This window comes from Stieleria varia (assembly GCF_038443385.1).
Classification (GTDB): Bacteria; Planctomycetota; Planctomycetia; order Pirellulales; family Pirellulaceae; genus Stieleria; species Stieleria varia.
In genome coordinates, this window is record NZ_CP151726.1 from 6,393,116 (window position 1) to 6,415,544 (window position 22,429).

Consider the following 22,429-nt stretch of genomic DNA (forward strand, 5'->3'; position numbering starts at 1 on the left):
CTCGCTCCTCGATATTTTGAGCAACCGACAGCTCATTTTGTCGTCCATTCCGGATCGCCCGATTCGTACAGCAACTCGTCGCCTTCACGCATCGAGGTCTCACAGCCCAGTGACTGATGGATCAGTCCCGCCGGCGACTTGGTGTCGTCTTTCGCCGGGGGCGTGATCAAGTACAACGCTTGCTTGGCACGAGTCATCGCCACGTACAACAAACACAAGGCTTCGGTGATTTCACCCGCGACATGGCCTCCAAAAGCACGTTGCCACTGGCCGCTCAAAAAATGCCACGACTTGTTCGAGATATAGCGTGACATCGCGACCGGCGGTTGTCCCAAATGGGGAACGTCGGCAACACACATCGGCGACTGCTTTGCCAATGATCCATCGATCTCCGGCAAAAACACTGCGTCAAACTCCAGGCCTTTGGATTTGTGGACCGTCATCACGCGGACCGGAGCCGCTTGTGGACGCTCGACACGTTTTTCACCGACCATTCGGACAAAGTCTCGCAAACGCGAGGTCGCATTGGGCTCGTACTGCAACGCCAGTTGCGTCAACTGACGCAGCCTCAGTGTGTCACGGGCATCACAGATGGGTGCCAAAACGCCTGCCAAACACTGGACACATTGCGCAAGTCCGGACTCTTGGATGTATTCACGCACCCAAGTCGGTGACATGCCGTCGATCTGGCCCAGGGGTGACTGATGCAGATGAAACCACCACCGCCGATCCCCCGGATGCTCCGCCAGCATCAATGCGGACAACACGAGTTCCACCGCGGGCGAATCCGTCAGCGGGTTGCCTCCTTCTTGACTGACATCTACTCCCAATTGTTCCAGCTCAAAGATCATCCGACCCACGGTCGCATTGACGCGAGTCAAGACCGCGATCTTTGCGTGGGGCATGCGTTGGTTCAGCTCCGCGATCCGCTGAGCTGCCAACTGAAAACATGCTCTGCTACGTTCTTGTTTGTCCCCTTCGACTTTCGGTGATGTCTCAAACCGGACGTAGCCGCTCAAGTCAGGACGCATCGAAACGTGGCTGGGGAATGATTTAGAAAACCGCACAATCGCCTTCGCTTCATGCATCGACTTCTCAGCCGGATCCGAAAGCCCCGCGTCGTCGGTCAGTGAGTGTCGATGCAAGTTTTGAAAAACATCGTTGACGGTATTCAGAACCACTTGGCTGCTACGGAAGCTCGCGTTCTGCTCACTTTGGCGCACATTGGGGATCTCGTCAGCGACCGCCTCAAAGATCTCCGCAACACCACCACGCCAACCATAGATCGCTTGTTTGGTATCACCGACGCAGAAGAATGATTTGGCGACAGGTTCATCCTCGGAGACAGACGCATCGCTCTCTGTCGACTCGTCCGTCTCCGTCACCCGCAACGCCAGAGGCCGAAGCACTTGCCACTGTGCAGGCGATGTGTCTTGAAACTCGTCCAGCAACACATGGTCGATCGCTCCGTCCATGCGACGCGACAACGTTGAGCGATCCAGAGACGAAAAAGTGCTCGCCAAACGGATCGCGACATCGTCAAAGCTCAGGACGCGTAAGCTTTCCTTCAATTGACTGATTTGGTAGTCGTACGCAGACAAGATGTCTGAGGTCGCAACGTTCTGTGATGCCAGCTTGGCCAGCGTGACACTGCGGACAGCGTCGTACAAAACGTCCAAGTACGGATCGACTCCTTCGGGCATCTTGGCTTGACCGAATTTGACCACCTGTTTCGTACGACGAGCCTTAGCGATATTGTGAATCAGAGTGTCGTCACTCAACAAATCAAACTCGCCACGCTCGATGATGCCCGCGACCGATTCCAGCTTCTGTGGAATTTGCTTGCCCTTTGCCTGGGCGGTTCGCAGCATCCCGGCTGCTTGAGTCAACGCGGCTTGCTCGGGCAACTTGGGCGCGACCAGTTTGCTCCAAACATCTGGTTTGCACTGTCGTTGAACCGTGTACGCATTTCCGACCACGTTGAGCAACTCGCGGGCGATCGAGCGTTTGATGTCACCTTTGCCCAGCATCGACAAAACGGTCGTCAGTTCGCCGGGGTCCAAATGGGCGATCACGGCATCGACCGCACGCTCCTTCAGCCATTCTTCTTCGATCTCATCGGTCAACCGCCAAGCCGGAGGCAATGCCAACTCAAAGGGAAACGAGCGCGCCAGTTGCGTGAACAGGCTGTCCAGGGTGCAAATCCGCAAGCGGTGAATGTTAGCCACCAAGCGGTGCAGCAACTGCAGGCAAATGCTGTGTGGCAGCGTTTCGATGCCGACCTGCTGACGTAGTTTTGCCAATTCGCCGGCGTCCGTTGATGCTTTGGCGAGCGTGACGAGCACACGATCCAGGATCTCGCCCGCCGCTTTGCGAGTGAACGTGGTGGCAAGGATGGTTTCGGGAGCACCTCCTTGGATCAAGATCTGCAGCAGCCGTGCAGTCAATCGATAAGTCTTTCCCGTTCCAGCAGATGCACGCACCAGGATCGGTGGCAACGTTCCGTCTCGGAATAATTCGCCGGTGTCGGATTTCATATCGCACTCGTCGGACGCCCCGATTCGGGGGCGGTTGGTTTTGGTACTGGTCACAGCGCTGGCATTCATCAGCCCACCTCCACGATCGAATCGGAGTCGGCATGATTGAGCATGCGAGAGGTTGCCTTGGTTTGCAAGATCATCTCGTAGTCATCGTATTGAACGCGATCGCTTGTGGGCTCGAACTTGCACGCCCGGATGCCGCGAATGCATTCATGAATCAACGCTTCGGCTTGCTGCATTTGTTCCTCCGTGAACTTTGCGATGTTGATGCCCGTCTCGTTGGCATTGTCACCGACATTAAAATACCCCAGGTCAATCTCTTGGGGAGGGACCGTGATGCCCAGGAATGGAGCCAACATCCGGTACAGGGGCAACTGCAAATCCAACCAAACGGTCTGTCCGTCGATCGTCTTGAAATGCTTTTTCTCTGGTTTGTGTCCGTGAGTCTTGTAATCCAAGATCGCCCAACGATCGGTTGCGGGATGGTGGTCGATTCGATCAAACCGGCCACGCACAACCATGCGTTGTCCGTCCACGTCGATTCCAGACCCGTCGGCTTCACCGATCGCCAACTCGGTGCCATGGATGATCCATCCTGCGGCAATCCGCTCGGCCTGTCGCTGAGCGACGATCTTCAGTCGACGTTGAGCTTGTCTAATTTGCAACCGCACTGCGCTGGTCACATGGTCACCATAGTGCTCCGCGACATATTTGTCCAAGTGCTCCAGCATCAAGGCTTCGATTCGTTTAGGATCGGTTTCGTCTTTCTCGAGCGACATCCCAAATGTCTCTAGCGATCCGTGAACGAGATCACCGAACTGATTGGCGGCCAATTCGCTGAGTGAATCGTCCAACGGCTTCATCTTCAGGACGTGCCGGAGGTAAAAGCGATAGGGACAGGAGAGATAATCGCGAAACGCCGTGACGCTCATGGCTTTGACGGGACACTGATCAACCTGCAGCGAGGGAACGTGCAGTTTGGACGTTTCGTTCTCCGCGTCCCAACTGTGCAGCACGTCCACTCGATGTCGTTGATCTTCCAGCAAGAACGTGACACGGCGAGCCAAGTCCTCAGGGGACGCTGCGGCCAGCAAACGACTGGGAGGCGTCGGTGTCCCGTCGGCCGCGGTGCGTCCCACGATGAATCGAATGTGCTCTCTGGAGGACAGCATCAACTGCATCGCATACGCATCGCGTGCGTATCGACGTTCATTGTCGGGCAAGTTCAATCGTGATCGCAGCGTTCCTGGTAAGAAAGGATCACTTGTCACGGACGATGGCACGAAAGGATGATTGAACCCCAAAACGACCAGCGCCGGAGCGTCTTCCAATGCCAAATCCAGCCAACCCAAGATTGGTGTTTCGTCTTCATTGGGCACTTCACTGATTCGCAAGTCCGTCAGCCTGGCGGTCAACAGTTCCAGTGCAACGGGGCCGGACACGGGCACGTCCAGCGTTTCACTCATCGTCGAAAAACGTTCCAGCATTCGCTGCGCTGCGTCCAAGGCCAAGCCCGTTCGGTTGCGATGCACCGGCGGCGTCGACTTGCCACTGTCTCGCGGCCACGCGTAGACTTCACCGAGCCAATTCGAAAGCAAACGGCTCCATTGACCGATCGGCCGCTGAGTCGTTGATTGAGACGCTGTGCGATCAGAAACACTGCCAAAGTGCTCCGACAGCCATTGGGTGATCCACATCGCAATGGCTTCGGCGCGACCATGACGCTGCTTTGCGACGCCGGGCAAGACATCGTCGATTGACACCGGATGGTGATCGGACAGCAAACGATCAAAATCGGTGATCCAATCATCGTCGAACCAATCGATGGAGTTTTTATCGGGCACACCTTTCTTGCTATTCTCTGTTGGGGCCAGCGCAGGGCAGTGATGGCTGACGTAAGCATGAACATCGGCGTGCCTGACCAGTGCTGCGAGTGACCGCCAAGTGCGACGCTGGACAAACGCCGTGGTTAAATCCAGCAGTCGACCGATCGCAGTTTGTGATAATGTCCAGCCGATATGCCGATGCGTCGTGATGCCAACGCCTGAAAGTTGTAGTTCAACCGGAGCGACATGCGACGTGTCCGTGACTCCGACGGCAATCCGGTCGGATTGAGAATCGACGGTTGGGTCGGCGGCAAAAGACGCCAGGACTTCGGCAACCGCCGCAGACTGATCGCCGATGTCGTCTGCGGCGATCAAGTGCTCGTCTCGCAACGGTAGTTGATAGTCCAACCAATCGGCGGTGTTCACGCAGCCGAGTTCGTCGAAATGCCCCTGCTTTGTCGAGGGAGCGGCAACCACGGCGATCAGCTCGCTGCTCATCGCACGCAGCATGGCTCGGAGGGATTCGTTCAAGTCCGTGGTGCCGATCAGCATCACCGTGCTATCCGAATGGACTTGGCCTTTCAAAGCCGCTTGCAATCGGCTGTGATAAGGATCCGCTCGTTCACCACTGTTAAGCCTTTCCAAATAAGCGTGCCAAAGTTGGTCCAGCAGCTTCCAGCGATCTCGTTCTCCGTCGGTCTCCGCCGCCGCCATCACTTCCTGGAAACCCACGTTGCTGCTGGCCAGGTCTTCGTAAAGTCGACGAATGGTTCCGGCCAACTCCAGCCATGGCCCTAGCGGTTCGGGAGCGGGCAGCACCGATAACAGCTTTTGCAGCTCATCCGTATGAGTGGCTTGCAGCACGTGCGCCCAAGCGAGTGTCTGCTCAAAGTCCAACGCGAGTGTTTGCGGCGGCGTGTAGAGCAACTCCGGCACTTCGCCCACCGTCACCATCTGCGGCCAAACAAGGTTCCATCCGGCCTCACTGGCTCGCTCACGAATCAGCTCCCCCAACCGTTTAGCGCTTTGGGTTGACGGCAGGACGCAGATCAGACCGCCAAGATCCCAGTTTGCCCCGTTTGCGTATCGTTCGCTCAACAAGTCTGTCACGCGAGGCAACAGGGGCGCATCCCAGCCGAGAAAGAGGGTTTCGCACGTGGTCGAAAAGAATTTCATGATGTTTGCAGTTTCTTTGCAGTGTCTGTACGGCGAGTTGGCGGCGTTCTTGCAACGGCGTCCGTGGTACTGCGGTCGGTTGGTCTGGCGATGTCAGGGGATTTATCAACGATCCCCGTGACACCTCTGGTCAACGCTGAGGGGATTATCAGCCAAAGCACCCTTCAGCGCCAATCACGAGGGAAATTTGCACCGCAGCGAGTGGGCCGCTTTCTTCGGCTGAGAAAACATTAGAATCGCCGTTTTACCAGAATCGCGGAGTATCGACCTTGAGCCAAGTCACCCGAATTGAGCACCCGCTGATCGAACATCACTTGTGCCGTGTACGTGACCAAGCGACCCGTCCAAGTGAGTTTCGTGCCGCCGTTCATCGACTTTCGATGCTGCTGGGTGTCTATGCCACACAGGATTTGACGACGGAGCCTGTCGGATTGACGACGCCGATTTGCGAAACGGTCGGTCAGCAGCTTGCCGTCCGAATCGGCCTCGTCCCGATCTTGAGGGCCGGATTGGGAATGGTCGAACCGATGCTGCAACTCCTGCCCGACGCAGCTGTGTGGCACTTGGGTTTGTACCGCAACGAGGAAACCGCCGAGCCGGTCGGCTATTACGACAAGTTGCCTCTGCAAAACGCACCCAACGTCGCATTGGTGCTGGACCCGATGCTGGCAACCGGAGGCAGCGTGGACTTGGTCATCCGTCGACTGATGCAATGGGGCGTGGACGAGATCCGCGTGCTCAGCGTGATCGCTTCTCAAGCCGGTGTGGACCGTGTCGGCAGAGACTTTCCGGATGTCAAAGTCTACGTGGCCGCGATCGACCCGACGCTGAACGATCAGTCGTACATCGTCCCCGGCCTCGGCGACGCCGGCGATCGAATCTTTGATACGCCCACGTGAGGTTTGCCGTACGTCAGCCTTTCTAGGCTGACCAATACGTATTGATGTCAGGCTGGAAAGCCTGACGTACATGAGTGTCAGGCTGGAAAGCCTGACGTGCTTTTACTCCTGCAGGAATGTCTCACGATGATGCCACGACTGATTTGCGTGCTCGGCTTGGTTGTGTTCATTGCGCTGGCTTGGTGCATCAGTAGTGATCGCAAGCGTATGCCGTGGCGTATCGTTATCGGCGGGCTGCTGCTGCAATTCGTCTTGGCATTCTTGGTTCTGAGGACGGATCCTGGTCGCAAACTGTTTGTGATGATCGGCGACGGGTTCAAAGCCGTCATGGACACGGTGACCGCCGGCAGCGGGTTTCTGTTTAACTCGCCGCCGGAACATCCTTTGGGTGATTCGTTGCTGACCACATTTGCGTTCGGCGTGCTGCCCACCGTGATCTTCTTTTCCTCCCTGATGAGCATCCTGTATCACCTCGGTGTCATGCAACGCATCGTCTGGGCCATGGCTTGGGTGATGCAGTTCACGCTCAAGACAAGTGGGCCGGAAACACTCGCTGCGGCGGCGAACGTGTTTGTGGGACACACGGAAGCACCGTTGGTGGTTCGCCCCTATTTGGCAACGATGACTCGCAGCGAACTCAACGCGATGATGACGGGCGGTTTTGCGACGGTGACGGGCGGGTTGCTGGGCGTTTATGCCGGGATGGGAATCGACATTTCGCACTTGTTGACCGCTTCGATCATCAGCGCACCGGCGGCCCTGTTGATCGCGAAAGTCATGCTGCCGGAGTCCGCTGACATCACCGTTTCCGAATCGCTGAAAATGTCCGACGAGTCATCGCACGTCAACGTCATTGGTGCGGCCGTCGAAGGGGCTGGCGAAGGCATGCGGTTGGCGTTGAACGTGGGCGCGGTGCTGATCGCTTTCCTGGCAATCCTGGCCTTGATTGATGTCTTGCTCGGATTCGGCTGCACCAGCATCGGATGGCTTCACGACGACAACACGCCGATGATTTCTCTGGGCGTCATTCTCGGTTACGCTTGCTGGCCCATCGCTTGGCTGCTGGGAATCCCCGCGACCGAATGTCTTGAGGCCGGGCGATTGATCGGATTGAAAACGGTTGCCAACGAATTCATCGCATTCAAAGAGATGGAGAAAATCATCGGTGCAGACGAACCCGTGCTGAGCCAACGGACGATCACTATTTTGACGTACGCGCTGGCCGGATTCAGTAATTTTGGCGCGATCGGGATTCAAGTCGGTGGGATCGGTGGCCTGGAGGAATCACGCAAACGCGACCTGGCGCAGCTGGGACTTCGAGCCATGTTCGGTGGCTTCCTGGCATGTTGCATGACCGGCGCCGTCGCTGGCATCATGCTCTTGCCGCCGTCGGCGGATGAGACGCCACTACCGAGGGACTCAAAAACGTCCGAAGAAGCAAGAGCTTTCGATCTGCGATCAAGCTCTGACGGACGACATCCCGCCATCGACACCGATGACTTGGCCCGTGATCCAGCTCGCCTTGTCACTCAACAGAAAAAAGGCTGCTTCGGCGATGTCGTCGACGGTTCCTATTCGTTTCAACGGGTACATCTCTGCCATCGCGGCGCGCTTCTGGTCGTTTGACAAGAGCCGCGCCGCCAGCGGAGTATCGGTCAACGCAGGGGCAACACAGTTGACGCGGATTTTGGGTGCCAGCTCGGCCGCGAGCGATTTGGCGATCCCCTCCACGGCTCCCTTGGCCGCCGCCACCGCGACGTGCATCGGCAAACCTTGTGTGACAGCTACTGTGCTAAACAAAACGATCGACGCTGTCTCAACGGATTTCAACGCCGGTAAAGCGGCTTGGATGCATTTGACGGCGCCCAACGCATTGAGCTTGAAATCCTCCAGCATCGCGTCTGCTTTGACGCCTCGCAGCGGAGTGAGGTGAATCGATCCAGGGCAGTAGGCCATGGCATCAATCGTATCGGGCAAGTCCGCGGAGGAGATTTCGTCATTCACAACATCTGCGGCAATGTGCATGACACCTGAAAGTCCAACCAATTCCCCTTCGGTGCGTGAGATCACGGTGACCTGATCGCCCTGCTCGACGCAGCGTCTGACGATCCCCAAGCCGATCCCGTGGCTGCCACCGATGATCAAGACGTTTCGTTGACTCATTTGATTTGACTTTCGACTTTTCCAACCGATCTGAGATCGCTCACCCAACGCGATATAGGAATGTTATCGATCCGGCTAGTGGTCCCTCACACGGACGCCCTCAGACAGATTTCGGCCGAAAATCGCTGGCTCGTGTGCCCTCATTTCGGTTAGACTGGGGTTCCCGCCACAACGTCCTGCTTTGCTCAGCCTCGGTGTTTGCCGACCTGACCCCACCTCGATTGATGGACTCCCGCACGTGATTGCAGCTGCTCGCATCACCGCTCGCTATTGGATCGCGATCTCGCTGCCGAGATGGATCGCGGTTTGTCTCGTCGTGCTGACCGCAGTGCTGACGAAAATGCCAGCGAGTGCCAACGACGACGCGGATTTCTTTGAACGCAAGATTCGTCCGGTGCTGATCGAACATTGTTACGAGTGTCACTCCGAGTCGGCCGATGTGGTTCAAGCAGGGCTGAGACTGGACACTCCCGATGCCATGCTTTCCGGAGGCGATTCCGGTGCCGCGTTGCTGCCGGGAGATCCCGATGGCAGTCTGCTGATTCGCGCGTTGCGATATGAAGACTCCGAGATGCCGCCATCGGGTAGATTGGACGAACGGATCGTCAGCGATTTTGAATCATGGGTTCGGCGAGGTGCCATCGATCCTCGGCCACATGCCCCATCGGTGAACAAAGCTACCGAGCCAACCATTGATTGGGATCGGGCGAGAGAGTTCTGGTCTTTTCAAAGGCCAACGTTTGAGTTGCCAAAGAGTGTTCCCTCATCCCGCGCCAAAGGATGGATCGATCGCTTTGTCAATGAAAAACTGTTGGCGGTAGGCATCGCGCCGAGTCCGCTTGCGGATCGTAACACGCTCTTGCGACGTCTTTGCTTTGACCTCACCGGGTTACCGCCCACGAGCGATCAAGCCCAAGAGTTTCTCGGCGACGATCGTCCAGATGCCATCGAGCGTCTGGTGGATCGATTGTTGGCTTCGCCGGAAAATGGCGAGCACTGGACGCGAACGTGGCTGGACGTCGCACGCTATGCGGAAGATCAAGCACACAAGGTGGGCAACAATGACGCGTTGACCTATCCCAACGCGTATCTGTATCGCGATTGGGTGGTCAATGCCCTGGCAGCCGATACGCCATACGACGAGTTCATTCGCCTGCAACTCGCGGCCGATCATTTTCTACCTGATGACAAATCAAGTCACATCGCGCTCGGATTCATCGGTCTGGGACCCAAGTACTATCGCCGCGGTGCCCCAGAAGTCATGGCGGATGAATGGGAAGACCGTGTGGACACGGTCTCACGTGGTCTGCTGGGTCTGACCGTTGCCTGCGCCCGCTGTCATGATCACAAATACGACCCGATACCGACCTCGGATTACTACGCCCTGGCCGGAGTCTTTGCCAGCACCAAGATGCTGAATCGTCCGTTGAATGATTCGGTTGAAGTAAAAAATGGTGAAGCGGCCAAGCCGCAGGATGCCGTTCACATCGTACGCGATGGTGACGCTCGCGATTTGAACGTGATGCTGCGTGGCGACGTCAATCGCAAAGGAGACGTGGCGCCGCGAGGATTCCTGACGGTGCTGTCTTCGGACCGGCCAAAAGAATTCAAGACGGGCAGCGGCCGCGCTGATCTGGCCGATGCCATCGTCGATCCCCAGAATCCACTCACCGCCCGCGTGATCGTCAATCGCGTCTGGCGACAAATGATGGGCCGCGGATTGGTCGAATCGCCCAGCAATTTTGGGATGCTGGGAGAACGCCCCACGCACCCAGAACTCTTGGACGCACTAGCCGTTCGTTTTGTGGAGAACGGGTGGTCGCTCAAATGGCTGCAGCGAGAAATTGTGCTATCGGAAACCTATCAACGTGGTGGAAACGCAGACGAGCACGCGATTCATACCGATCCGGCGAATCAATGGCTGGGGCGTCGTAGCCCGAAACGGCTGAGCATCGAGGCGTATCGCGACGCCGTATTGTGGGCCGCCGGACGATTGGACACTCAAGTCGGCGGGCGTTCCATTGAGCCACAGGACCCCGGCGAAACTCGACGCACTCTGTATAGCGAGATCAGTCGCATGGATCTCAATCCGTTGCTGGCCCGATTTGATTTCCCAGATCCCAATGCCCACAGCGCCAAACGCGTCGAAACGACGACTCCATTGCAAAAGCTGTTTTTGATGAACAGCCCTTTCATGATCCAACAAGCCCAGTCGCTGAGCGAGCTGACTCAAAACTCGACTCGTGATCCCGGTGGACGAATCAATTGGATCTACCAGCGATTGTTCGCCCGCTCACCGACCATGAACGAACGTCAATTAGGAATCGAGTTTGTCGCCACAGATCAACCGGACCAGTGGACGCAATACGCGTTGGTGTTGTTGATCAGCAACGAAATGATGTTCATCGATTGACCCGCTCACTTCACACGGCCTCTTCTGCATCCCAAAACATGAACCCTATGCAACCACTTTCACGTCGACGATGGCTTTGCCGTAGCGGAGCCGGATTCGGGACCATTGGCATGTTGGGCGCCCTGCAATCGACAGGGCAATTGCATGCCAGCGAGCAGGATGGGCCGGGTGCGATCGGTCCGATCTTGCATCATCCCGCTCGCGCCAAACGTGTGATCTTTCTGTTCATGAACGGCGCGCCATCGCACGTCGACACGTTCGATCCCAAACCGGCGTTAGCGAAACATGAGGGCGAAGCTCCACCGGACGACGTTTCCGGACGCAATCGTGCGGGCGGCTTCATGCCGTCGCCGTTCAAGTTCGCCAAGCACGGGCAAAGTGGTGTTGAGATGAGCGAGTTGTTTCCTCATCTGGCCAAGCACGCCGACGACCTGTGCGTCATCCGGTCGATGCACACCGACGTGCCCAACCACGAGCCTGGATTGCTGCTGATGCAATCGGGACACCAGCAACCGACTCGTCCCAGCATGGGATCATGGCTTTCCTATGGATTGGGGACCGAGAACCAAAATCTGCCGTCGTTCGTCGCCATCTCGCCAGGGTTGCCCGTTGTCGGACCCCAACTCTGGTCCAGTGCGTTTCTGCCAGGACGCCACCAGGGCATGGAAGTCGACACGAACCACACCGAGATCGAAAAACTGATCGCCAACATTCACAATCCCATGTTCGATCGCCCGACGCAGCGCCGCGGCTTGGACTTGCTGAGCCGTATCAACGAAATGCATCGCGAGACACGCGCCGACGATGCGGCTCTGGAAACTTCCATTCGCAGCATGGAGCTGGCGTTTCAAATGCAATCGGTCGCATCGGAAGCGTTTGACATCGGTCGAGAGACACAATCCACACGCGAAGCCTATGGTGATTCGGTGTTCGGTCGCAGTTGCCTGCTCGGACGCCGTTTGCTGGAACGCGGCGTCCGTGTGGTCCAAGTCTTCTACGTGACCAAGAGCGGCAAGCAACCTTGGGACACGCACAGCAATAACAATAAATCCCACCAGTCACTGTGTGCCGACAGCGATCGCGCCTCCGCCGCTCTACTGAGTGACCTCAAGCAACGCGGATTGCTGGAGGACACATTGGTGATCTGGGGCGGTGAGTTCGGACGCACGCCGTACTCGCAAGTCGACAAGTCCAAGGACATGAGCAAAGCAGGACGCGACCACCACAACACCGGGTTTTCGATGTGGATGGCCGGCGGCGGCATCCAAGGAGGGATGATGTACGGCAAAACCGATGAGCTGGGCATGCACGCTATCGAAAACCGTGTGCACGTTCACGATTTACACGCGACCGTATTGCATCAAATGGGGATTGATCATCGCAAACTGACTTATCGCTACTCGGGACGCGACTACCGACTGACTGATGTTCACGGGAAAGTCGTCCACGATATCCTCGCCTGAATCCAGATCCTCCCCTGAAACTAGTGGTCTGGGACAACTTATCGTTAGGGTAGTGGATCTTGTTAAAGATCCTGTAGCGGTGGGATCTTTAACAAGATCCACTACGGCAAACCCTAACTTCTAGCTGTCCCTGACCACTAGGATGTGAACTCGCTCGGTCGCTGGCCTTGGTAACGCGCGTCGGCGAATGCTCTGTACCATTGTGCTGCTTGCTTCAACATCGCGGGGGCTTCCGGATTTTCATCCGCCGCCTGGTCCACTCGTGTAGCGAATTGATGCAGCGTCTCGTGAGGCGCTCGGATCATCCTCTGCTTCTTGAGCTTTCGATCCACCGAGGACAGCAGTTTCCTGGAAACGATCTCGTCGGGGTCGGTTTCGTCCCCCGACCGCCGTCGATACTTGTACCAGAGCAGAAACAGAACGATGCAAAACAACGGTGCTTGGGCAAACCGAAACAGGATGATCAAGGGGTCTGTCGCTCGCACCGCAAGAATCCAGCCGAGTGCCCGCGCGAAGAACGAATCGCTATCGGCATCGGCATCCGACGAGTCGCCGGACACGCCCTGCAGAAGCTGTTGAGCATTCTCCGATGGGAGCGACGTGTATTTTCGCCCCACGGTCGATTCCACCGGAAACCACTCCTCCGTGATCGAGTCGTAAGCCTCGACCCACGCGTGAGCATCTCGATTTCGGCCCACCCATCGCTCCAACTCGTCGTCGTATTCCGTGACGACGTATCCGGTGACATAGCGAGATGGAATATCGACGCTGCGCAACATGAGAGCCGTTGCGGTTGCAAAGTACTCGCAATCAGCAGCATGCTGGACGTTCAAAAAGTGGACGACCGGATCAACCCCCGGAGGCGATTTTGTACCTTGGTCCGAGTACGAATAGTTTTGTTGGAAATAGTCCGCGATCGCCTTTGCCTTCGCACGAGGCGTCGCTTTGCGTTCCGCGATCCGATTCGCAATGGATCGCACGGTCGACTGAAGCTCATCGGGCACAGAAACCAGGATCTGTTCTTGGATTGGCAACAACTTCTGTGGTTCAGGGCGTACGCCTACATCCACAACATAGGGGTTGCCAACATCCACTCCGCTTTCAATCACCCCGTACTGATTACGATAGATCGTCGAACTGGATGCTTCCAACCACTGGGCGGTCAGTGGCGTGAATACCATCGGTCCCTTCTCCGGCCGATTGTGGATCTCAATCCGTCCCAGTGATGGCGACCGCTGGTCAACCAAGGGAAATCGTGCAAGCCGATTTCGAGATAACGATTCTACTAAAGACGTTTGACCGAACTCCGTTGGTTTGATTCTCTGCGAACGAATCTCGTCGACGTTTCTATACGCCTCCAATCTGCCGTCGTGCGTGGCATACCAGCGACTTTTGTAGTACAGATCGAATACGGTCCCACGCAGATACCCCGGCTGAGTACCTGCGTAGGCGTGCAATGAAATCTCGTACGATCCAGACAATCTGTGATTGCGGATGGAGCCCAATTTACTGCCACGAACGTATCGCCCTCCGCCCAGCATGCTGCGTTCACTGATGCTCTCAAGCTGTGACTGCAGATTTCGATACAGCACACCTTGCGCGTCCGGCAACCACTTTCCAGTGAACTGAGCGACGGCGCTGGTCGCCATCAAGATCGCTGAAAGCGTCAAAATGGAGTAGAGCAATCCCATTCGGCTGCCATCTGCCTCGGCGCGGATCATCGACGCTCCCATGGGCGGAAATCGCATCGCTCGATCTGCCCCGCCTATGGCCGCGTGAACAGAATCGGTCTCGTCCCATTGCTCCGAATGCCATCGTAATCCAATCCATCGCGAGCCAAACGCAAACACGGCGAACGCCGAAAGGGCCACCGCAATTTGCGCTGCCAGCCCTTGACTGACACCGCCGGCGGCGACGGCGAGCATGACGACGGCGACTCCGCAACCAAGCATCACCGGGTGCCCCCGCCGAGGATACGCTGCCCACAAAACCAGCGAAACCAGCAATGCTGTGTGCGCTGCGCTGTCCACAAACAACGCGACCGGGTTGAACTGGTTTCCCAAGTAGTCCGACACCCGCCAAATCAGCGAAGCAATGAAAGCCAAAAAGAGCAGTGCAGTGACCAGCAGCCAACGCCGTTTCATCGAGTCGGGACTCCGTCTCGTTGACGCTTGGCCTTTCGCCGCTTCCTTTGCCTCCCTTTGTCGTGATCGAGATCGGTCGTTTAGCCAAGCAGCTAACCCGCTGATCACCGACAACACCATGAGTGGAACCATGGTCGCAAACGTGTTGCCGACAAACGCGGACTGGATCAGCATCAGGATCGGTAGGAACCAATTCGCAGCGTGCTGCTGCGAACGAGTCCAAACAAGCTGACTTTCGGGACGAGCGTGAGCCAAACCGTTCATGGGTAACTCTCCTCGCTGGAAACACTCAATCCCTCACCCCGCAAAGGTTCGACCGTGGCGGTGGAGTTCGACATGGGCACATGAGGAATCTCGGCTTTTGGGTCCACTCTCCAATCATGCCGGTCCGATGTCATCGTTGCTTCAATTCCACTCACCGAATTTTCGTTTGGCACAGAATGATCGGCATGGGCATGATCCATATCGATTCTGATCACGGTGACGTTCCCAGGAGCTTTGGATAACTCGCTCTGATTTCTCACGTCGGCAGAATCGCGGGGGTCAACACTTGTGGAACGATCGCCTGACGACCGCAAGCCTCGGGCGGTCAACAGCAACACGGGCTCACCGCGTGTCGCATCATAAATCTCCCGTAACCGCTCGTCAGACAGATCGCTCGAGCAGTATTCGGCGGCAGCCAACCGGATCATCAGCGGTTCGTTATCCATGACACGGCCTCTGCGAAATCCCTTTTCATTGCGAATCGATGTGGGCTCACACGTCAAGTACATCTGCAGCTCGATGCCGGCAGCCATCAGATCGACGACCGCAGTGGCAGCGAGTGAATACAGACGCTCCAGCGTCAGATCGCGTTGTTCTGCCTGTGTTTGCTTTTCTCGTTTGCTGAGGGTCTTTGTTGCCTCCATCGCGATCGCACAGTCCACCACCAGCGTCACGGTGCGAACCGTCGGTGCATGATACTCACGGACGATCGGTTTCCCCAATCTCGCCCACGATGCAAAATCCCATCGCCGGACAGGCATGCCGGTCTGGTATTCTCGACTGCCGATGTATTCGATCGCCGATCCCATGGTCAAACGCTTCGTCCAATCACCGACCGAACTCAACAACATCCTCGCCGCGGGATCTTCGTCACCCCTGAGCGGGATCGGGGTGATCGCAATCTGTGCATCCGATGGAACACTTTGATGATCTCGAAACAGAAAGAACGGAAACATCGAATCGATATGGAGCGGCGGGATTGAATGGAGTCCGCGTTTCATGAACGACATCGTTCCCGACATCTCGATGGATGTTGACGGTCGAATCAGCGCAACGTATTGCGATCCCGATGATACCCAGCGTTGCTGCCCTGCCTTGTCGTTACGTTTTCGATCGCAAGACCACCCAATTCGAACATCAATGGCAGGAACTCGACGACGATTCGTCAATCGTGCGGAAAGATGAAACGCTTGTCCCGCAATCGCACTCGCGGGGACTTTCAAGCTGACCGAAAGCCACGGTCGCATCCAGCGGTTGACCACCCAGCCGATGATCAACCCCGAAACACTGATCCCGAGCATCCCAACCCAAGGATAGCCCCAGATGATGTTCAAAGCGGTGATCGTCGTCAGCAACAGCGTGACCGATGCCGCTGTCAAACTTCGGCGAAATGTCAGATATGCCGTCAGAGGAAAAAGTACAACAGCGACGCTCCAGCGAAACGCGTACGTTAACACTCGCCCCATCCACGCAAGTGTCGCACGGACTCGCTTTGGCAAAACGGGACGATCATCGCTGTTGCTCTGCAATCTCACACGATCACCTCTGCTTGCGACAGCAATTCGTTCACGATCCCTGCCGCATCATCCCAACTCGCTGAAACGCTCCGCATGGAGACTCGGTGCGACAGCACCGCCGTGGCAACGGATTGCACATCGTCTGGCAAAACGAACTCTCGCCCCGACAGGATCGCTCGTGCTTGTGCGGCTCGCAACAACATCTTGGAGCCTCGCGGGCTGCAGCCGACACGCAACCGTGTGTCGTGCCGCGTCGCATCGACGATGGACACGAGATAACGGGCAACTTTGCGATCCACACTGACTCGGCGTACTCGTTGCTGTAACCGCAACAGGGCTTCACGTTGCATCACGCACGTCAACGATTCCGATGGCTCCGACTCCGCTTGATCGAGCAACAAATCGACTTCGCTGTCCATGTCTGGATAGTTCATCGACAACCGAAAAAGAAATCGGTCCAATTGTGATTCGGGCAGCGGAAAGGTGCCCTCGAATCCACTTGGGTTTTGCGTGGCGATGACGATAAACGGCTGCAGCAAGCGAAACCGTTGCGAGTCGATCGTCACCTGCGACTCGGCCATCGCTTCCAACAATGCACTCTGCGTACGTGGCGAGGCTCGGTTGATCTCGTCGGCGATCAGCAGATTGCAGAACACGGGACCTTTGCGAAAATGGAATTCGCCACTTCCCGGTTGAAAGATCATGCTGCCCAAAATGTCCGATGGCAACAGGTCGGGGGTGCACTGAACCCGCTGGAAATCCAAATTGATCAACGCAGCCAGTGATTTTGCCAACGTGGTTTTACCGACTCCGGGAACGTCCTCCAACAACACGGACCCACCCGCCAACACACAAGTCAACACGGCGTCGATCACATCGGACTTGCCGCGAATCACACGCTCCAATTCACTGCGGACTTTGGCAAGTTGCTCCAGAGGAGTGCCAAAGCTGGCATCAAACGCTTGGGCATTCCCGTCGTCCGAATCCGGTTCGCCTTGAATGTTCATGGAGGTTCCAACGCTTTGGTGCGCCGGCAGCGAAACGTGATTGGGCCGCTGAGACGTCGAATCAGACGTGGGGTGCTGCGATTCGTTCTCGTTCGTGAACATTCTTAGCCTCCGGGCAAGTCACCGAAACGTTAAAGCAGTTGCTACACGAATCAACGCCAAACTCTTCCTCGTGAAGTCATCGGCGGTGAATGTCGGCACTGAATCCTGCTCTTCGAACCGATGTTCTAGGTCATCTGATAGAATCAGTGAATAGGCACCGAGTCGATCTGCACCGAGAATACACTTTCGTTTTCGCGGAAGTTAAATTCTGGTGATCGAATGGAAAAGAATTGAATAGTTTGGCATCCTGCGAATCCCTTTCCCTCGTCTCAGTATACCCAATCGCCGACCCCGCAAGCAAACTTCATGTCAACAATCGCTCCCCAGATCCCCATTTTGAGCCTTTTGTCCTGGCTCACCTTCTTAACTTGGTCGCCGCAGCTACAAGCAGCCGACCCAGAATCCGCAAAGCCCAACGTCATTTACGTGATGGTGGATGACTTGGGATACGGCGATCTCGGCTGCTATGGGCAACAAGTCATCCAGACGCCTTCGCTGGATCAAATGGCCGCCGAAGGAATTCGGATGACCGATCATTATGCCGGACACACGGTTTGCCGCCCGTCTCGTTTGGTGCTCTGGACGGGCAAGCACGTCGGTCACACGGGTCTGACGGGCAATCGCGATAGAAGCCTCAGTGGGACCGAAGCCACTGTCGCCAAGCTGCTACAACAAGCGGGCTATGCGACCGGCGGCGTCGGCAAATGGGCATTGGGAAACGTGGACGATCCCTCACAGATCGACAACCCAGGTCATCCCAACGCAAACGGATTTGACTACTGGTTCGGATACATGAACCAAAGCAACGCCCACAATTACTATCCGACCCATCTGTGGGAAAACAAATCCCGCGTGACACAACCAGGCAACGTGATCAGTGACGACCCGGCCGCACGAGGGCGCGTCTCTACCGAACGTGTGACCTACTCTCATGACGAAATGACCAAAGCCGCGTTCGCGTTTGTTCGAGAACACCACAAGCAACCGTTTCTGTTGCATATCCATTGGACGATTCCGCACGCGAACAACGAAGGCGGTCGGGTGAATCGAGATGGCATGGAAATCCCCGAGTATGGGATCTACTCTGATCGCGACTGGCCGAATCCCGAGAAAGGATTCGCCGCCATGGTCACGCGAATGGACCGTGACATGGGTCGACTGTTTGACCTCTTGCGTGAATTGCAGATCGACGAAAACACCCTCGTGATCTTCACCTCCGACAACGGTCCGCACAACGAAGGAAACCATCAACACGAGTTCTTTGACTCCAACGGACCGTTGCAAGGATTCAAACGCTCGATGCACGAAGGCGGCATCCGGGTTCCCATGATCGCTCGATGGCCCGGACGCATCCAACCGGGCTCGCAATCCGATTTGCCAAGTGCATTCTGGGATTACTTGCCCACCGCGTGCCAAGTCGCCGGCGTCACTCCACCATCCGATATCGATGGGATCTCCTACTTACCGACTTTGCTCGGCAAGAGTGATCAACAGCCGCAGCATGAGTATTTGTACTGGGCGAGCCAAGAAGGGCAAACGTCCATCGGAGTGCGCAAAGGAAAATGGAAACTCGTCCGCTATCGAACCAAGAAGGGCAAAGCGAATGCAGATTGGCGTCTGTACGATTTGTCCAGTGACATTTCTGAATCCAACAACGTGATTGATCAGCATCCTGAGGTGAGGGAATCCATCATCGCCCTGCTGAAACGCGACATGCTGCCCATCGATGCGGAACGCTGAGGATGCCCATTCCCGTTCGCCCCACGTTTCCGACCGCATGGCCGGAATACAACATCCTGGTCACCGACGATGGCAGCCGAACTCTGATTCGAACCGACACCGGTGACTCTTTTCACAGCGGTTGCGGTGCATGGACAGAAACGCGTCACGTGTACTTGCACGGCAGCGGCGTCGTCGATCGCTTGCGAGAACACCGTCACGCCAGTGTGTTGGAATTGGGCCTCGGCACCGGCATGGCCATGCTGGCGACCGTCGATGCCGCCGTCGAGCACGACGCAGCGTTGAGATACGCCGCGGTGGAGACACAATGGCTGCCATCGGAATTGATTAAACAGTTGGAGCCAGAAACTTGGGTCAAGACGCCGCACTTGGTCAGTTCCTACAACGCATTCCGCGACAGCATTGCGTCGCCTCAGCAGGGACACCGCTACACATGGCATTTCGGAGAGCGAATCGAGGTCACGGTCTGCATCGATGACTTTACAAATTGGAACCCACCTGATGATGTCAAGTTCGACGCTATCTTTTTTGACGCGTTCGCTCCAGACAGTGTGCCCGAACTGTGGCAGGCAGAATGTTTTCAAACCGCCAGAGACTGTCTTGCTGAAAACGGGCGACTGGCGACCTACAGCTGCAGCCGTCCGGTTCGCGACGCGATGGCTGCCGCCGGTCTGCAGGTCAATCGTGTACCCGGACCGCCCGGGGGAAAACGCGAGGTCTTGGTTGCCCACCTACCAAACCCAACGTAACGGAATTCGCCACCATTCCCGCCAGAATTTAATTATTGCTCGGATTGCTCCGGATCGGGGCGAGCTACGGCCGAGTGATCCTCCCTTGCGTTCGATTCAAGGAAGATGCCTGCCCCATTGGGGCCTTTCTACTGCACTTTCCAAGATTGCCACCAGATCGAACGAATACCGCTAGCGGACGTCTATTTCTTGACGATCCCGCAGAATGATCGTGACGCTTGGCGGTCAGCGGTGTTTAACAAAATCGGCAGCGGCTTCGCACCCTGATGACTCCCGTTGCGATGTTGACCACTTGAGCTTCATTGGTCTCTGATCATGGATGCGATGAATGAGGCACTAGCTGACTTGTGATCTGTAACGTTGAGGAATGTGTTGAGTTTTCTTGAAAAGCGGCGGCTTTCCGCCATGCTGACCCCGCGGCGAATTTGGAGCACGCGTTCTGTACTGAAACAACTCACGATCATGTCAGCTTTGCTAGGTGCGTTTTCGACGGCAACGTTGGTTGGGGTAACCATCGACCGATCAAGAACGCTTCAGGACGGCCAGCGATTCGAACTGGTGCCGCCTACGCCAATGGAAATCGCTCAGGAAAAAGCGGAGGCAGAGCGGTTGGCGACCATTGCTGCGGGAGGCTCGACCCATTCACCGATGCAGTGTGTCATTGAGTTCTCAGGGATCAATGACCCCACGTTGCTCGATGCGAACGAAGTCGATCTCCCAGACGCGACGAAAGTCATCGGGGTGCTGCGAGGCGGGATGGCTTGTGCACTTGTGATTGACGACATGTGCAGCCCACGCACTCATGTCGTGAATATGTTGATGGGGAACAAACCCGTATCAGTTGCTTACTGTAACCTGTCCAACTGCATTCGGGTCATGACCGATGACAAGCCGCAGTGGATCCCCTTGACCGTCACCGGTTTGGACATTCACAACCAGTTGGTCGTGGGCCTACGCGGTACGCATTACACGCAGTCCAGCAAGCAATTGCCGCTTACCGATGTTCCATACGAACGCACGACGTGGGGGCGCTGGAAACAGGAACATGGTGCGACAAAGATCTGGCAGGACACGACGTCCCGCTAAACAAACATGGACTGAAACGTCAGCCAGCGTGCCGTCAACAAAGTCAACACCAAGCAGCTCCACCAGGTCGCCCTGCGTGCCAGCGGTTGATCGTGCAGCCTGTACAGCAAGACGATCGACATCGCAGTGACACTGATTTTGAAAATCATCAGATGCATCGGATTTTCGATCAATCCTCGGCCGAGCGGGTTGAGCTCTTTCATGGAGCCACTCTCGCTGGCCAGCAGCGTCCAGATGAGATCGATTGCTGAAAGCGACGCCACGATGAGCAACGTCTTGATCGAAATCTGCTTCATATTGCTCAGAGCCTCGCGATGATCGTTGCCCACCATCTGAGGCGCGTGAGTCATCAAGTGACCGATGGCAAACACGACCATCACGTACGCGAATAGGGTGATCGGGAATGCGAGCCTCTCTCGCCACACGGTGAAGCGATCGTGTCGATCGGATTGCACGACGGCCTGCTGAACTCGATCGGCCCACTCGGAAATGCGTTCCCGGAGCTGCGAGTCGCGGAAATAGGACTGGACGTAGCGGCCCCAGTCCTGCTCGTTGATCACCGCGCTCAATGCCTCTGGTAGGTCCGCTTCGGCATGCATGCCGTCGCCATGAGACGCCAAGGCAGCCAAGAAATCACTTCCAGAGTCCGACGTCCAAAGGGTTCGTGGAGACTTTCCTGGCTCCACCAGCACCACGGCATCACTATTGAGCGTCCGAATGTCCATTGCAAACCGCTCTGCCGGCGAGCGGCTATCGGGCATCTCGCCGCGGCCCCTGCGCTGCCAGCCTGGGAAAGATCCGTCGCGGAATCCACCGCCACCGGATGGACCGCCACCGGATCCCTGTTTGCCGAAATCCTGCCTGCCGAATCCCTGCCCTCCCATCGATTCGCCCCGATTAGCGACGGGGCGAAATCTAAAATCGCCCTCTCTCTGCATGGGGCGTTCATATTGGGACAGATCGTATTTCGTCAGATCCAGCTCTCGACCGTTGATGATCACTTGGTCGTCTTTGACAGCAATGGAGTACGGCATTGGGACATAGTCACCGTCCAAGAACAAGAATCCGGTTCTGATGTCGGAATACCGTGCCTGCGATGCTGTCTCGCTCGTCGAATCGGCAGCCCACGCGGCAGGACAGGGAAACAGCAGTCCCAAGGTTGAAATCAACGCCAACCGAACCGTCAGCACGCCACTCCGGAACTTCCATCGAAAAGACATTTGCGGGATTACCTTATGCAGCACGTCGCAAACAAGACGAAGCGTTCAAACGCTGAACGTTCTGTATCGTTGAACCCTGGCCGTCGAAAAGGTTTCGTAGATATCTCTCGGATTTGATCC

13 protein-coding genes and 1 pseudogene are annotated in these 22,429 nt (G+C 56.5%); 7 read left to right on the forward strand and 7 right to left on the reverse strand.

Features of this window, described 5'->3' with window-relative positions; all coding sequences use genetic code 11:
• Positions 1-32: 32 nt before the first annotated feature.
• Positions 33-2,606 (reverse strand): UvrD-helicase domain-containing protein, encoded by a 2,574-nt coding sequence (locus Pla52nx_RS21730; protein ID WP_146520688.1) that lies wholly within the window; start codon positions 2,604-2,606, stop codon positions 33-35.
• Positions 2,606-5,542, reverse strand: coding sequence for a PD-(D/E)XK nuclease family protein (locus Pla52nx_RS21735; RefSeq protein ID WP_146520687.1), 2,937 nt, complete (start codon positions 5,540-5,542; stop codon positions 2,606-2,608). Before Pla52nx_RS21735 ends, Pla52nx_RS21730 begins: the two co-directional genes overlap by 1 nt.
• A gap of 269 nt (positions 5,543-5,811) precedes the next feature.
• Here Pla52nx_RS21735 and upp point away from each other — a divergent pair, with 269 nt between their 5' ends.
• Together upp and Pla52nx_RS21745 are read left to right on the forward strand one after the other, a co-directional pair.
• Positions 5,812-6,441 carry a uracil phosphoribosyltransferase gene (gene upp / locus Pla52nx_RS21740; protein WP_146520686.1) on the forward strand — a complete coding sequence of 210 codons (630 nt, stop codon included), beginning with the start codon at positions 5,812-5,814 and terminating at the stop codon, positions 6,439-6,441.
• A 126-nt stretch (positions 6,442-6,567) separates the two neighbouring features.
• Positions 6,568-8,067 carry a NupC/NupG family nucleoside CNT transporter gene (locus tag Pla52nx_RS21745; protein ID WP_390620389.1) on the forward strand — a complete coding sequence of 500 codons (1,500 nt, stop codon included), beginning with the start codon at positions 6,568-6,570 and terminating at the stop codon, positions 8,065-8,067.
• Here Pla52nx_RS21745 and Pla52nx_RS21750 read toward each other — a convergent pair.
• Positions 7,975-8,604, reverse strand: a pseudogene (locus tag Pla52nx_RS21750) (SDR family NAD(P)-dependent oxidoreductase); the annotation flags it as partial. The gene Pla52nx_RS21745 and the pseudogene Pla52nx_RS21750 sit on opposite strands and share 93 nt — an antisense overlap.
• Before the next feature lie 238 nt (positions 8,605-8,842).
• On the opposite strand from Pla52nx_RS21750, the gene Pla52nx_RS21755 reads away from it, so the two are divergent.
• Positions 8,843-11,017, forward strand: a complete 2,175-nt coding sequence (locus Pla52nx_RS21755) for a PSD1 and planctomycete cytochrome C domain-containing protein (protein ID WP_146520684.1) — start codon at positions 8,843-8,845, stop codon at positions 11,015-11,017.
• Between the two features lie 47 nt (positions 11,018-11,064).
• Entirely contained in the window at positions 11,065-12,480 is a 1,416-nt protein-coding gene (locus tag Pla52nx_RS21760; RefSeq protein WP_231742042.1) for a DUF1501 domain-containing protein, read from the forward strand.
• A gap of 137 nt (positions 12,481-12,617) precedes the next feature.
• On the opposite strand, the gene Pla52nx_RS21765 is transcribed toward Pla52nx_RS21760, so the two are convergent.
• From Pla52nx_RS21765 to Pla52nx_RS21775, 3 genes are read right to left on the reverse strand one after another with little or no spacing between them, the layout of a single operon-like run.
• Positions 12,618-14,888: a transglutaminase-like domain-containing protein gene (locus Pla52nx_RS21765; protein WP_146520682.1), complete on the reverse strand. Its 2,271-nt coding sequence runs from the start codon at positions 14,886-14,888 to the stop codon at positions 12,618-12,620.
• Positions 14,885-16,423, reverse strand: a complete 1,539-nt coding sequence (locus Pla52nx_RS21770) for a DUF58 domain-containing protein (protein ID WP_146520681.1) — start codon at positions 16,421-16,423, stop codon at positions 14,885-14,887. The genes Pla52nx_RS21765 and Pla52nx_RS21770 overlap by 4 nt, the downstream gene beginning before the upstream one ends.
• Complete coding sequence (locus Pla52nx_RS21775) at positions 16,420-17,514, reverse strand: AAA family ATPase (RefSeq protein ID WP_231742041.1); 1,095 nt, start codon at positions 17,512-17,514, stop codon at positions 16,420-16,422. Before Pla52nx_RS21775 ends, Pla52nx_RS21770 begins: the two co-directional genes overlap by 4 nt.
• 306 nt (positions 17,515-17,820) lie before the next feature.
• Between Pla52nx_RS21775 and Pla52nx_RS21780 the strand changes: the two genes are divergently transcribed.
• From Pla52nx_RS21780 to Pla52nx_RS21790, 3 genes are all read left to right on the forward strand, one after another.
• The gene (locus Pla52nx_RS21780) at positions 17,821-19,254 is read left to right on the forward strand and encodes an arylsulfatase (RefSeq protein WP_146520680.1); all 1,434 of its coding nucleotides are present in this window, start codon (positions 17,821-17,823) and stop codon (positions 19,252-19,254) included.
• Between the two features lie 2 nt (positions 19,255-19,256).
• Positions 19,257-20,003: a tRNA (5-methylaminomethyl-2-thiouridine)(34)-methyltransferase MnmD gene (mnmD, locus tag Pla52nx_RS21785; RefSeq protein ID WP_146520679.1), complete on the forward strand. Its 747-nt coding sequence runs from the start codon at positions 19,257-19,259 to the stop codon at positions 20,001-20,003.
• 462 nt (positions 20,004-20,465) lie between these two features.
• Positions 20,466-21,089: a DUF3179 domain-containing (seleno)protein gene (locus tag Pla52nx_RS21790; protein WP_197454681.1), complete on the forward strand. Its 624-nt coding sequence runs from the start codon at positions 20,466-20,468 to the stop codon at positions 21,087-21,089.
• Here Pla52nx_RS21790 and Pla52nx_RS21795 read toward each other — a convergent pair.
• Positions 21,086-22,309: a DUF5658 family protein gene (locus Pla52nx_RS21795; protein ID WP_146520677.1), complete on the reverse strand. Its 1,224-nt coding sequence runs from the start codon at positions 22,307-22,309 to the stop codon at positions 21,086-21,088. The two genes, Pla52nx_RS21790 and Pla52nx_RS21795, sit on opposite strands and share 4 nt — an antisense overlap.
• Positions 22,310-22,429: the final 120 nt, after the last annotated feature.